Annotated in this window: 3 protein-coding genes; all 3 read left to right on the forward strand. The window is 38.1% G+C overall.

Features of this window, described 5'->3' with window-relative positions:
* The first annotated feature begins 96 nt into the window (after window positions 1-96).
* Window positions 97-771, forward strand: a complete 675-nt coding sequence (locus Q1A60_RS20280) for a response regulator (protein ID WP_299679056.1) — start codon at window positions 97-99, stop codon at window positions 769-771.
* A 1,609-nt stretch (window positions 772-2,380) separates the two neighbouring features.
* Window positions 2,381-9,313 (forward strand): VCBS domain-containing protein, encoded by a 6,933-nt coding sequence (locus Q1A60_RS20285; protein ID WP_299769194.1) that lies wholly within the window; start codon window positions 2,381-2,383, stop codon window positions 9,311-9,313.
* Window positions 9,237-15,968: a gliding motility-associated C-terminal domain-containing protein gene (locus Q1A60_RS20290; RefSeq protein ID WP_299769197.1), complete on the forward strand. Its 6,732-nt coding sequence runs from the start codon at window positions 9,237-9,239 to the stop codon at window positions 15,966-15,968. The genes Q1A60_RS20285 and Q1A60_RS20290 overlap by 77 nt, the downstream gene beginning before the upstream one ends.
* Window positions 15,969-16,023 lie beyond the last annotated feature (55 nt).

Here is a 16,023-nt window from a genome sequence, read left to right on the forward strand (position 1 = left end):
GTAGTCACTAAATAAATGTTAGCACAATTACTTTCCCTATAAAGTTTAAGATTAGCAACTTACGATATTTAGTATTCCATAAAATAATCGTAAAAAATGAAAAAAAAGCTTAAAGTCTTAATGGTAGATGATCATCCAATGATCTTAGAGGGGTACAAAAATACATTGTCAGATTTTTGTGAAGAAAACTATAAGTTAGAAATAGAGACCGCTTCAAACTGTGATGAAGCCATTGCACTTATTGACAAAACCCCCAAATCTAAGTCATACGATCTAGCCATGATAGATGTACAATTACCAATTGCAACCAACGATGTAGGAATTACATCTGGAGAAGGAATTGCACAATATCTCAAAAAGAAATTTACGAGAGCAAAAGTGATTATCCTTACCATGCACAATGAAAGTACCAGAATCCATAATATATTAGAAAAAGTAAATCCCCAAGGATTATTGATAAAAACAGATATCTCTTTTTCAGAACTTAATCATGCCTTTGAGCAAGTATTGAGTCAGAAAATATACTATAGTAGTACCGTAAATGACCATTTACGTAAAATGGTAACGAATGATGTATCTGTAGATCAGATTAATCTTCAAATTCTATATCACCTCTCTAGAGGAGTGCGAACCAAAAACTTAACAAATCATATCAACCTTTCGTTAAGTGCTATTGAGAAACGTAAAAATCAATTAAAAGAAAAGTTACACGTAAAATCTGAAAGTGATGAACGTTTAATAGAAGAAGCACGTATAAGAGGTCTTATATAGATTAAACTAAATAAAACTAAAAACTGCAATGATTGCTATATAATCATTGCAGTTTTTTTATGCTTTCTATCTAAACGATGCAGTAGGTATTAAAATCGTGTAACATAGAATCATATCGTACTAGATTTTTTAATGTAACATAGAACCTAATTATATAATACACTGTATCCCTATATTTTAATCTTAGATATACGCTTTCGCGAAAGCGTATACAGATGAAATATAATTCTTACAAATGATCAAAAAAACAATATTAAATGCGCAAACTAGAAGACGTAATTATGTAAAAACGCTATAAACACCTAAAATTACGGGAAAACCGTAAAATTTTTGCCAGCATACCCGAACAAATATTCAGAAGTGCTTCTTAAATTAGATAACAGATAAGGAGAAGTATATATTACTTTGCTAAGTACATAAAATATACATTTTCAATCTACTAGTAATTATTTACATAATGTATGTATTGAAAGTTACAATAATTGGTTTTGAGTGTTCAAGTAGCTTATTTAATATATTGTTATAGATTAAGAGAGTTTAGGGGCTTGTCGTCTATACAATAATTAATAAAAACCAATCTTCCCCCAGCTTTATAATAGCCCTCGACTTGAGGGCTGTTTAAAGCTTTTTTAAAATCCTCCTATATAAATTAAAGTTGTCAATTATTCCTTTTTTTAAGGTGATTTTTGATAGGCAATATTGTGAAATATACTGAAATAAAATACGATGTATAGTATATTATTTCGTGTGTGAAGTAAGAATAATTAACCGTGTTTTTACGGTTTTGCAGTAGCTAAAATGAAGGAATTTGTGATGTTTTTTGTAATTAATTTGGATTTAATTAATTGATTTGATACATTTAGACGATAAATATTGTATTTCATCGATATTTTTTGTTAAAATTAAATTAAGTCAAATTTTATTTTTTTTAGAAAAAAATAAAATATAAATTTAGTTGATGAAAACTGCATTTATTGATATTTTGATAAAAAATAGATATCAATATAGATAATATTAAAAGTGAAATTTATCCCTACAACGATTTTACTTTTATATCGATTTTACCTAAAATTTAGTATTGAAGATTAATAAATAGGATTTAACTATATAAATTAGTTTATCCTCAAGAGATATAAAACTAAAATAACAAACAATAGATGAAATAAAACTATTCTCCAAAACTCTTATTGATTACTACTAACTTCATATGACATCTACTAATATCATATCTGGACTACTTGATTAATATTTAAAATGGAAGAATAGGTTTGTTAAAATAAAATAACCCCGCAATTGTGAAACTTTGGCGAGCAAACAAAAGCAGGGTCGTGAATAATAATCAATTAATAAACTGACCATTATGTTGAGATGTCTTCAGATTATTTTTTCGAGAATCTATGTGTTTCTTGAAAAAAAAAATTGCAAATCATTTACCAGTAAACAAGGAAATACTTGCAAAAAAACAATCTACTTGGCAAAGTATAAAAAATTATAGATTTTTAAAAGACTTTGTTGAAGTTTTAAGTCAATATTCTTACACAAATAATCAATACTCTTACAACACAGTAAAAAGCGCGTTTTTTATAAGCTTTAAAAAACAAGTATCCTTTTGTTTATCCTATTGGTAGGCGTTGGTTCGATGCTGTCACAAAATACACTGGAAACTATAAGTCTAAAACAGACAGATGCGACGTATTTGTACGATCAAGGGTGTATTTTATCAGAAAATGATACTTCCTATAATATTCCCAGCGTAGCTACAAAGAAAGGAGATAATCCTAATAATCAACAGGGATTTGTAACTACAGTTGACTTAAATGGTCCGTTGCCAGGTGTTGATCATGCGGTGACAGCTCAGGTAGGTTTTATTTTTCCAACAGTTACTATAGATAATGTTATTGCAACAAGTTCAGGTACTTTGCAAAGTGCTACGATTACCTTTTCTAGTAGTCCAACAGGAACTCCTGCTGGTGTGCCAGATGCAGATGATCTAATTGTCATATTTGATGCAGGAGGAACACAATTAGGTTCTATAGGAATCAATCAACTTTTAGGCCCTGTAGATATTGTGTATGGTTCTAATACAATGCGTATTCAGAGCATAGCATCAGGAGTATACAGTGTGACAGATGCTTTTGGAACTCCTATTTTGGCAGGAAATTTAGAGTCGTTCTTATTTAATTTACAATACGCACACAACGCTGTTGCTGGTGGAGGTACTGAAGGAAATCGATATATGATTGTAGACGTGACTGATGCAGATAACACACTCTCAGCAACTTCAGTTATTAATGTGCAATATTTTCCTAGCGCAACAGATGATATCAATTCGATTCAGGCAAACGCAACCATGCCAGTGTCTGGTGACTTAGATAGTAATGATACCGATTTAACCACAGGAGAAGTATTAAGTATTGCAGAAGTAAATGGTTTTTCTTCGGCAGTAGGTTCTACATTTGCGACTACCTATGGTTTTATAACGGTACAGTCCGATGGAACCTATGACTATGCGGTAGATCTTCCTAATATAGCAGTAAGAGGACTAGCTAATGGTGATGTAATTACCGATATTATTTCATATACCGTACAAGACTTAAACGGAAATCAAGATTTTGGTTTCGTTACGGTGACAATTAATGGAGTAGACGAACTCCCTGTGGCAACAAACAATACAAATTCAGTGACGGTAGGAGGAACAACAACTGTTACAGGTGACGTGATTTTTGATGAAGATGGTTTTGGAGTCGATTCTGGAGATCGACCTTTAGCCATTTTTGCTTGGGAAAATCAATTTAGTGCACCTGGCGGGGTTTTTGCAAACCTTTCAGGACCCGTAAATGGACAGACGAGAACAGAACCTACTACAGGTGTTCAAGTTTCTTTTCTTTCTTCAGACCCAGATAATATAGGGATACCTAATCAGGATCAGGTAGTATATCAAACAGCAACAAACGGAGGACATATGGGCTATTTAGGGTTTGCGATAGATGCAAGTGTAAATCCGTCAGCTTCTTCTACACTCACAATGAATTTTAATGAACCTGTTGTAAATTTAAGTTTTACGCTATCAGATATAGATTGGTCTCAAGGAGATTCTTGGCAAGATTTAATGACGGTAAATGGAAACTTAGCGGGTACTCCTGTAGCATTTAATCCACAAGTAGCAGGTACTGTTGTAGACGCAGGAAACAATACCTATTATGGGACAGGATCTGTACCAGCGACAGATGCACATGGGAATGTAAATATTTTATTCCCAACACCTGTAGACCAGGTGATTGTAAATTATAACTATGGACCTGATGCCACGGCAGCAGATAATGGAGCTCAAATTGCAGCAATCTCAGATTTGATTTGGCAAGCTTCAGGAGTTCCTAGAGTAAGTGCAGTAGATGGTATGACAGGAGAAGTTGGTATGGTATATACAACCACCTACGGATTTATCACCATTAATAGTGATGGTACCTATAGTTATACATTGGACACGACCAATATGGATGTGATGAATCTTGCATCTGGAGCAACGCTTATAGATACGATTCCATATACAATCATAGATACTTTTGATAATTCTGGAAATACAGATTCAGCAAACCTTATCATAACAATTAACGGACCCGCAGTGGTTGCACCACCAGCAACAACATGTATGGGAACAACCATTGTAGCTTCAGATTTATCAGCCACAGGTGATCCTTTAGTAATTACATCTGGAACAAATCAACTTACTGTCGATAATATTACAGATAATGTAGGATCTGATAATAATGGTGCAGGATATCGTTTAGGAACAGCTACGGCGACAACTGATAGGTCCTATACACTTACATTTCAAGATCCCGTGACTCAAGTAAATTTAGAACTAGGGTTTATTAATAATGATTATAATGATACCAATGGTCTTGGCGATGGACAGGAAGAGATTTCAAACATCACGACCAACTCATCTGGTGTAGTCACTATAGGGTATACAGATAATGGCGGGATTTTTCCAACCGATTATGATGTAACAGGAAATAGAATTTTTGCAGAAGATGGCAATGGTGCTTTTGGAGCAGATTCAGGAGGGACACTGAGTATAGAAAGTACTACGCCTTTTACAACAATTACATTAACACATGATTATATTCCCAATGCAGGCGCAGAACCTGATAATCCATTTAGGGTGGTGCTAGAAGAAGTATGTTATGTAGAGGCGCCTATGGCTACCTGCTCTCATATTTATGATGTAGAAGCGGCTACAGGAGATCAAATCACCATCAATGGTATAGATATCACCTATTCAGAAGGAGGTGTAGGTACAGGAGTGGTAAATACTGATAACGGAAATGTAATTCCTGGATTTCCAGATTTTACAGACATTCGTACCACCAATTCTGAGACGATAGATACCAATAATAGCACGAATGGTTTAACGGATTATATATACCAACGTATCAATTTTAGTCAGCCTATCAATGTCGCAGATGCTTTTGGAATGACAGATATTGACGGACTTACCAACAATTGGGAAGTAGCCGCAATAGTAGCAGGAAATAATGGAGTGTATGTGGCACCTACCTATACCAATATAGAAGCAAATGTTGTCACTTCAACCCGAACAGTTTCTGATGTAATGGGACTTCCAGGAATTACATTACCAGCAACAATTCCTGTTATAGAAGGAAATCGTACGTCAGGAGATTTGGCTACGGATGATGTTGTAGGTCAGTTTTCAGGTGATTTTGGAACAACATTAGTAACAGATGTGTATACCATTTTTGCCGTAGGCGGAAATATAGTGGCTGGAGGACCACAAAGATCTGGAGTAACAGATATCTGTTTTGAAATGATTCCAGGGATTATCAATCCACCAGTGATTGTAGATACAGACGGAGATGGTGTAGCTGATATAGATGATCTTGATGATGATAATGACGGGATTTTAGATATAGATGAATGTGCTCTTACGTTTTCAGTTTCTGAAGTGAGTGCACAAGCTAGTAATGGGGGGTATATTTATGATGAATTTAGTGCTAGCGGCGCTTTTAGAGATCAAATTAATTATAGTTTTGCTAATCCTCATACTGGAATGGTAGGTTTTGTGACAATGGCTAAAGCTGGTTTTGGAGGAGAACTATTAGAGCCTACGATGCTTCAAAATGGAGATGCTTTTGATGGGGTCTTAATAGATCAAACAGTAGCGCAAACAACATCATTTACACAATTAGACTTTAGAGATCCAGGAGGTACTGGATCAGGATCAGCTACAGCGTGGCAAATTGCAAGAGGATATATTTATATTCCAGATAATATTTCTTCAGATTTTACAATCACACTTACAGAATTTAATATATCAACAAGTCATTTATACTTAGCAACTACAGATGTAGGAGTATATGATGCAACTAATAGCATATTTAATACGGGAACTATTAGTAGAGTAACTACAGATTTTAATGATCTTAAATTAGTTAATGACGTAGGTGTTGGAGCTTCTGGACCAACAGGAGATGGTGCAGTGGGACAAGGTAATGGTGCTGCGGCAGGAAATAACGAGGTGATCACTATAGATCAATCCCAAGCAGGTCAATTTGTAGCGTTTGCTATGCTAACGACAGATAATGGAGTAACTGGTAATGTACGAATGACAGTAAGTGATGCTACTTTTATTTTTGGAACATTACCAAATACATTTGTGTGCGATAGTGATATGGATGGTATTGCTAATAATCTAGACCTAGACAGCGACGGTGATGGTTGTCCAGATGCGTTGGAAGGTGATGGTGGTTTCGCAGAAACAGACCTAGCAACGTCCACCATAGATGGAGGAAATACAGGTATGGGATATACGGGTACTTCTATGGATGCGGTTCAAGATAATCTAACAGGAGATTTATCGGGCGTTACAGATCCTGTGGGAGATGGTATTGTAGATGCAAATGGGCAAGTAACCCAAGTAGACGGGATGACAGTGACTGCCGTAAACCAAGGTATAGGTGAAAGCCAAAATGGAATGGATACATCTGCTTGTGAAATAGAAGATAATGACAACGTAGATACTGTTGTAGAAGATGATGCTCCTAATGGAGGTGACGGGAATAATGATGGGATGATGGATAGTGAGCAGCCAAATGTAGCCTCTATTCCAGATGGAAATGGTGACTATGTAACTATAGAAGTTACAAATAATGGTAATGGAGATTGTGAGCAAATTACAGCTATGACACTGGTGCAAGAAGCAGATCTCGCTTCATTAGATGACGATTTTGAGTATCCTTTAGGCTTGATCAGTTTTGCATTAGAATGTGCAAATGATGGCGAAGGTGCTGAGATAAAATATTATTGGTATGGTTTAAATGCCAATCCAGAAAATTATAGAAAATTTGGGCCACCTACACCAGGAGGGTTCCCAGAATATGTAGATGCAAGTGATCGAGTAAGTATTACGGAGGCTATTGAAAATGTAAACGGACAAGATGTATACACAATTACCTATACATTAATTGACGATGCCCCTGGAGACGATGTGTCTGAGCCTTTACTAGGAGTTATTTTAGATCCTACAGGGCCAGCAATTAATCAACTAGGAGTTGATACCGATGGAGATGGTATAGAGGACGATGTTGATCTAGATGATGATAATGATGGGATTTTAGATAGTGTAGAATGTGCAGGAATACCTTCTGGGGCATTAAATAGTCCTGGGTTTCCGTCAAATGGAGGATCTCCAGGAGGAGGTGCTTTCCAATTGCAATCAGGTGCAGCTCCTACAGGAGATGGCACTACAGCAACACTTAACGGAATTTTTGATGGTACAGCAAACCTTACCGCAACACTAGTAAATGAAGCAGGAGGAGCTACTCCAGTTTGGAATAATGGAGTTCAGATATTAGATGATGGAGCTCCTATAGATGACTATTTTTACTTCCAACCTTCACAATTGGGTGATTTTGATACGAGTGACCCTACAGCTAATGATCATATGTTAATTACATTAGATCTTCTGGCTGGCGCAACAGACTTTGAGTTGACAGTGGCAGGATTAAATGGTGGAGATATTTTTGAATTTGAAGCAAGTTACCAGGGAGTTCCTATAACAATTACTCCTGCTAATTTTGATAATTTAGATGTAAATGACGGTTCTACTACCGGAACAGTTCAAGTAACCTCAAGCGGAAGCGGTTTGGAAGGAAATGACGGATTTGGAGGAACTAACGTCGACTCCAACAGAGGTAGGTTATCTATTCCGGGACCAGTAGATACGATCATTATAAGAGCAGGTAAAAATTCAGGACAAACAGGTACAGTAACCTCTGCAATAACACTTGTAAACTTTACCTCAATTAATGATAGTGACGGTGATGGTCTTGCAGATTGTATTGACCTTGATAGTGATAATGATGGATGTCCTGATTATGTAGAAGCAGGAGGTTCATTTACAGAAGCAGATAATGGTGTTGCTGCTGAAGGAACCCTAGGAGATGGAAATGGAGGAACAGTGACTACGAATCTTGGAAATGATGTCGCTCCTCAAGGAGATCCAAATGTAGGAGTACCTACAGTAGCGGGCGCTGGTCAAATGACTACAGTTGACGCGATAACTTTTGGACCAGATTTAGATGGAGACGGAATAGCAGATGCGTGTGACTTAGATAACGATAATGATGGAGTTCCAGATGCATTAGATGTATGTCCAGGAGGAGATGATACGGCTGATGCTGATGGAGATATGATACCAAATTCTTGTGATCTTGATGATGATAATGATGGTATTTTAGATGTAGATGAAGTACAATGTGATACAGCAGTAGCCCCTAATTTTACAGCGGTCTGGGACCCTAATTTAATTGATGCTTCTAATCCACAAAGTATTAATGGAAATACAGGAGCATTGAAAACAAATCGTTATGAAATAAACATCTTAGATCAAAGTGTTTTTGAACCTAATGCGCAAAACTCAATTTTTGGTTCTGGATTAATAGACGAGTCTTTAAACGTAGGAAATAATGCCGATAGTCATGGTTACTTTTTTGTAAGTGGCGCAGATGAGGTAGATGCCGCTTCCGCGAAAGCTAATGATGACTATATACAATTTGGATTTACTGTTGTAGAAGATCAAGCTGTTCTAGCTAGATTTTCAACAATACAGGATGTAGTAACATTCATAAATGGTACATATAGACCTAGAGGAGAAAATATTTCTGATGAAACTGATAAACCTATTTATGCAGATTTTAGCTATCAGATAGAAATAAGTGACAATAATTTCACAACATCTACAATTTTAGTAAACTCTAAAACAACTACACGTATTACAGATGGAAGTACATTTGCGAATGATACACCTCCGTTTGATACAGATCATAACGAATTCGACCCCTTTACTGCGTTAACACTAGCTCCAGGTACAAATTATACAATTCGTTTTTATTTATTCGATTCTGAAGATAATACAGGTAATGGTTTTGTTACATTAGATAACTATGCATTTTTTACAAGCACTTGTGAAAATGCAGATTTTGATGGAGATGGAATTCCAAAATCAATTAGATACAGATAGCGATAATGACGGCTGTCCAGATGCGGTTGAGGCTGGAAATGGTCAGACAGTAGATATGAATGATATGATTCCTGGAGGAGTTGATCCAGTTACGGGAATTCCTATTGCTGTTGGAGGAGGACAACCTACAGCACCAGCCGTAATAACATTTAATCCAGATTTTGATGGAGATGGAGAAGCTGGACTATGTGAAGATGATTCAGATGGAGATGGTGTTCCAGATACCGTAGATGCATGTCCAGGGTTTGATGATACAATAGATTTTGATGGAGATGGAATTCCAGATGCATGTGATCTAGATGATGATAATGATGGAATTACAAATATAGAAGAAGGATGCGTTTGGTCTGTAGTAGATTTTGGAATTGGAACAGTAGGTGCTGGTACGATCACTGGAGCTACAACAACCAATGGTGTTGTGGTAAATACGACATGGCCAGGCAATGCACCTTTTGCATTGTCAAATAGAAATAGAGGAACTACTTGGTTTGATAATGCTGCGTATACTTTCGCGACAGCAGGACCTTTACAAGCAAATCAATTTTTCTATAGTAATATTTTAGACTCAGGAACGACATCAGATACTGTTGTATTTGATTTTACAGGTGATCCTGTTCAGCAGGTATACTTACATGTAAATAGTTTAGATCAGTTGCGAGGTACATTTGATACAGCCGCAAATCCAGGTATTGGAGTAGCCATTCTTTCAGGGAATGATTTTGATATTCAGATTATAGGAACGACTTTTTCTGTAGGCGATAATAGAATTGAACCAGCAGATGATGCTACCGATAGAAACACACCTCAAGAAGAAGAGGATGATCCTAATAATCGTTCAGCAGATTTTACATTGCATTTCTTTTCTACAAATGGACTGCCAATTACACAAATCAATCTTGGATTTATTGAAGTAATTGCTTCCAATACAAATTTAGAAGGTGGGAATTATGCAATGGAAGTATTAGCAGGACCTGATTTTGATGGAGATACCATTCCAAATTGTTTAGACTTAGATGCAGATAATGATGGTATTTATGATGTAGTAGAATCTGGAGGAGTAGATGCAGATAATGATGGTATAGCAGATGGAATAGATAGTAATGATGATGGAATTCCAGACTCTGCGGGTACAGGAAATACACCTACGAATTCAGGTCCTGGGAATCCAGATTATATAAATTACGATAGTGATGGTGATGGTTGTAGTGATGCGAATGAAGCTTATTCAGATGCTAACGCCGATGGAGGGGATGGAAATCAATTTGGAATAGACCCAGCACCCATAAATGGGGATGGTACTGTTACAGCAGCTCCATATACAGACCCTAACGTAGTGGCAAATGATTTTCCGAGTGATTCTGATGGTAATGGAACATTAGATTATCAAGAAAGTGGTCCAGATACAGATAACGATTTAACGGCAAATGCCTGTGATGAAGATGATGATGGCGATGGGAATCCAGATGTAACGGATCCAAATCCAACGATTCCGACGGTTGAGGATGATGCTAATATGACGGATGCTGGAGTAGCAGTGACGACAGATGTATTGGTGAATGATGATTACTTAGGCAATAACGATGGTCCATTAGGAACGACGACTTTAACTGATACTGGATTAGGTAATGCTATGGGAATAGTAGTAGTAGATCCAGATACAGGAGAGATTACTTACACGCCTACTTTAGGAGAGTCAGGGATGATGGTAACGATTATATATGAGGTATGTAGTGATGATGGGGTGACTCCAGCACCAGATAACCCAGTATGTATGCAGGCAACCTTGACAATTACCGTGGGTGACATGGATAGTGATAACGATGGTGTGAATGATGTATTGGATTTAGATGATGATAATGATGGCATCTTAGATACGGATGAATCACCAGGCTTACCAGATCCAAGTGCTGATGATGATATGGATGGTATACCAAATTACCAAGACATAGATATTGGTGTTGATGGTAATATGGATGGTGTGGTAGACGGTTATGATTTTGATGGAGATGGCGTACCAAACCACTTAGATTTAGATGCAGATAATGATGGTATCTATGATGTAGATGAGAGCGGTGGCGTAGATACAGACAATGATGGTCAGGCAGATGATACTGATGGAGATAGTTCCAACAATAATGGTGTTCCAAACAGTGCTGATAATGGCAATGGGAATCCACCAATAGATAGTGATCCAGCCAATGCAGATGGTCCAGACTTTTTGGATACGGATAGCGATGGTGATGGTTGTAATGATGCGAATGAAGCGTATCAAGACAATACTGCTGATGGTGGTGATGGTGGACAGTTTGGAATGGGCGATCCACTGACAGTAACTGGAGGTATGGTCAATACCGATGGAACAGTAACTGCTGCGCCTTATGATACAGGAGTCGTAACAGATGTAACGACTGTAGGTCCAGACTTAGATAACGATGGACAAGCAGATATCTGTGATGAAGATGATGATGGTGATGGGAACCCAGATGTAACAGATCCAAATCCAACGATTCCGACGGTTGAGGATGATGCTAATATGACGGATGCTGGAGTAGCCGTGACGACAGATGTATTGGTGAATGATGATTACTTAGGCAATAATGATGGTCCATTAGGAACGACGACTTTAATTGATACTGGATTAGGTAATGCTATGGGAATAGTAGTAGTAGATCCAGATACAGGAGAGATTACCTACACACCTACTTTAGGAGAGTCAGGGATGATGGTAACGATTGTATACGAGGTATGTAGTGATGATGGGATGACTCCAGCACCAGACAATCCAGTATGTATGCAGGCAACCTTGACGATTACCGTGGGCGATATGGATAGTGATGGAGATGGAATAAATGACGTCGATGATGTAGATGATGACAATGATGGTATAGCCGATGTCGATGAGAATCCGACGGGAGTAGATCCGAGTGCAGATGATGATATGGACGGAGTTCCAAATTACCTAGATGATGATCCAATGGATCCAATGGTAGGGAATGACGATGGTGAGATCGAAGATGGCTTTGATGCAGATAATGATGGCATTCCAAACCACTTAGATTTAGATAGTGATAATGATGGTATTACCGATGTTGTAGAGACGGGTAATGGCGATTTAGACACAGATAATGATGGTGATATAGATGCTGATGACACTGGCTTTACAGATAATGATAATGATGGTCAGAGTGATAACACTGCTGGGACGATACCTGAGAATACGGATGGTAATCCAAACGATGGTCCAGACTTCTTAGATATCGATGCTGATGATGATGGTATTCCAGATAATGTAGAGGCTCAAGATACTGATGATTATACACCTCCAAGTGGAGATGATAATAATATGAACGGTATTGATGATGCCTATGAGAATGGTGGGTATATCGAAGAGCCAACGGATACTGATGGTGATGATACTCCAGATTACTTAGACACAGATTCAGACAATGATAATGTGAGTGATATGGATGAGGCAGGTCAAGGCGAACCAACGGGCATGGATACAGATGGAGATGGACTGGATGATGGCTATGATGATAGTGATGATACAGGAATGGAGCCAGATGTGAATGATAACCTAGACACAGGAGCAGAGGGTACAGATAATGATGATGATCCATCGACAGATGAAGTTGACTTCCGTGAAATCATGGACAGCGACGGTGATGGTATCCCAGATGTTGTTGATGTAGATGATGACAATGATGGTATAGCTGATGTCGATGAGAATCCGACGGGAGTAGATCCGAGTGCAGATGATGATATGGACGGAGTTCCAAATTACCTAGATGATGATCCAATGGATCCAATGGTAGGGAATGACGATGGTGAGATCGAAGATGGTTTTGATGCAGATAATGATGGCATTCCAAACCACTTAGATTTAGATAGTGATAATGATGGTATTACCGATGTTGTAGAGACGGGTAATGGCGATTTAGACACAGATAATGATGGTGATATAGATGCTGATGACACTGGCTTTACAGATAATGACAATGATGGTCAGAGTGATAACACTGCTGGGACGGTACCTGAGAATACGGATGGTAATCCAAACGATGGTCCAGACTTCTTAGATATCGATGCTGATGATGATGGTATTCCAGATAATGTAGAGGCTCAAGATACTGATGATTATACACCTCCAAGTGGAGATGATAATAATATGAACGGCATAGATGATGCCTATGAGAATGGTGGGTATATCGAAGAGCCAACGGATACTGATGGTGATGATACTCCAGATTACTTAGACACAGATTCAGACAATGATAATGTGAGTGATATGGATGAGGCAGGTCAAGGCGAACCAACGGGCATGGATACAGATGGAGATGGACTGGATGATGGCTATGATGATAGTGATGATACAGGAATGGAGCCAGATGTGAATGATAACCTAGATACAGGAGCAGAGGGTACAGATAATGATGATGATCCATCGACAGATGAAGTTGACTTCCGTGAAATCATGGACAGCGACGGTGATGGTATCCCAGATGTTGTTGATGTAGATGATGACAATGATGGTATAGCTGATGTCGATGAGAATCCGACGGGAGTAGATCCGAGTGCAGATGATGATATGGACGGAGTTCCAAATTACCTAGATGATGATCCAATGGATCCAATGGTAGGGAATGACGATGGTGAGATCGAAGATGGCTTTGATGCAGATGGAGATGGAGTGCCTAATCATTTTGATTTAGATGCTGATAATGACGGAATCCATGATATTGTTGAATCTGGTAAAGAAGATTTAGATACAGACGGCGATGGAGATGTAGATGCAGATGATGATGTGTTCGCTGATACAAATATGGATGGACAAGCAGACAATTCTGAAGGAAATACACCTACAGATACCTTGAATGACGGAAGTCCAGACTTCCTAAATCAAGATAGTGATGCTGATGGATGTTCTGATGCTAATGAAGCATATAATGATCCAAATGCAGATGGAGGAGATGGAGGTTCTTATAGTACGCCAGAACCACCATTAGTAAACCCTGATGGAACAGTACAAGGCGCTCCATATGATACTGGTTTTGTAGAAGCTGTAACAATAGCAGATACAGATATAGATGGTGATGGAGTAGTTGGAGCATGTGATCTGGATGATGATGGTGATGGAGTAACTGATGAACAAGAGGAAATTGACGGTACTGATCCTAACGACCCTTGTGATTTAGTAATTGCTAACCAAACATTGCCTACAGAAGATGTGTTTAATGATGCTGATTGTGATAACGACGGATTAACAAATGAAGAAGAAATCACAGGCGTAGATGATCCAATGACACCAGCCGATCCAGATGGAAATATGACAGATCCATTAGATCCAGATACCGATGGTGACGGTGTGACAGATGGTGATGAAGCAATTGATGGTACAGACCCTAATGATCCTTGTGATCTTATAGTAGCGAGTCAAACAGAAACACCAGATGATGTATTTAATAATGCTGATTGTGATGGGGATGGTGTACCGAATGATATTGAAATTAATACAGATAATACAGATCCATTAGATCCATGTGACTACAATCCTGTCAATCAAGATATAACGACAGTAAGCGCTGAATATAATGCTGAAGATTGTGATAATGATGGATTAAACAATGGAGAAGAGATCACAGGTGTTGATGATCCAGATACACCAGCAGATCCAGATGGTAACATGACAGATCCGTTAGATCCAGATACAGACGGTGATGGTGTTAATGATGGCGATGAAGCAAATGATGGAACGGATCCGAATGATCCATGTGACCTTATAGTAGCGAGTCAAACAGAAACTCCAGATGCAAGTTGGGGAGACCTAGACTGTGATAATGATGGCTTGTCTAATGATGAAGAGATTGCAGCAGGTACCGATCCATTAGATCCGGATACGGATGGTGACGGTGTGATAGATGGTGATGAAGTTAATGATGGTACAGATCCACTAGATCCTTGTAGTCTTGAGTTAGCAAGTCAAACAGTAGATCCTACAATGGAATGGAACGATCTTGATTGTGATAATGACGGCTTGAATAATGGAGAAGAAATCACAGGCGTTGATGATCCAGATACGCCAGCAGATCCAGATGGCAACATGACAGATCCATTAGATCCAGATACCGATGGTGATGGTGTTAATGATGGTGATGAAGCAGAAGATGGAACAGATCCATTAGATCCTTGTAGTCTTGAGTTAGAGAGTCAAACGATAGAACCAAGCGGAGACTTTTTAGAAGCAGATTGCGATGGTGATGGAATTCCTAATGGAGAAGAATTAGGAGATGAAGATGATGATGGAACTCCAGATTTCCAAGAAGAAAACAATGGAGATCCAGATGCACAAGATGGACTTGAAGTCTTCGATATTATGTCACCAAATGGAGACGGTCTTAATGATGTATTTGTCATTAGAGGAATAGAGCAATTCCCAAATAATACGGTACGCATATACAACCGTTGGGGAGTACTAGTATTTGATACTAGAGGATATGGACAAGATGATAACTTCTTTAGAGGAGAATCTAATGGTCGTGTGACCGTAGATCAAGATCGTCTATTGCCAGTTGGAACTTATTACTATGTGTTAGAATACACAAATAGTGAAGGAAGACTACAACAACTAGCAGGACCATTATACATAAATAGATAACTAGATTCATTCATATCTGATAGGCTAGATACACACTAGCCTATCAGATTAAAAT

The sequence above is a fragment of the uncultured Dokdonia sp. genome, from assembly GCF_947492535.1.
GTDB lineage: Bacteria > Bacteroidota > Bacteroidia > Flavobacteriales > Flavobacteriaceae > Dokdonia.

Coding starts and splice junctions, on each gene's coding strand:
- Q1A60_RS20280 (WP_299679056.1), top strand. CDS start 97: ATGAAAAAAAAGCTTAAAGTCTTAATGGTAGATGATCATCCAATGATC.
- Q1A60_RS20290 (WP_299769197.1), top strand. CDS start 9,237: ATGCATTTTTTACAAGCACTTGTGAAAATGCAGATTTTGATGGAGATG.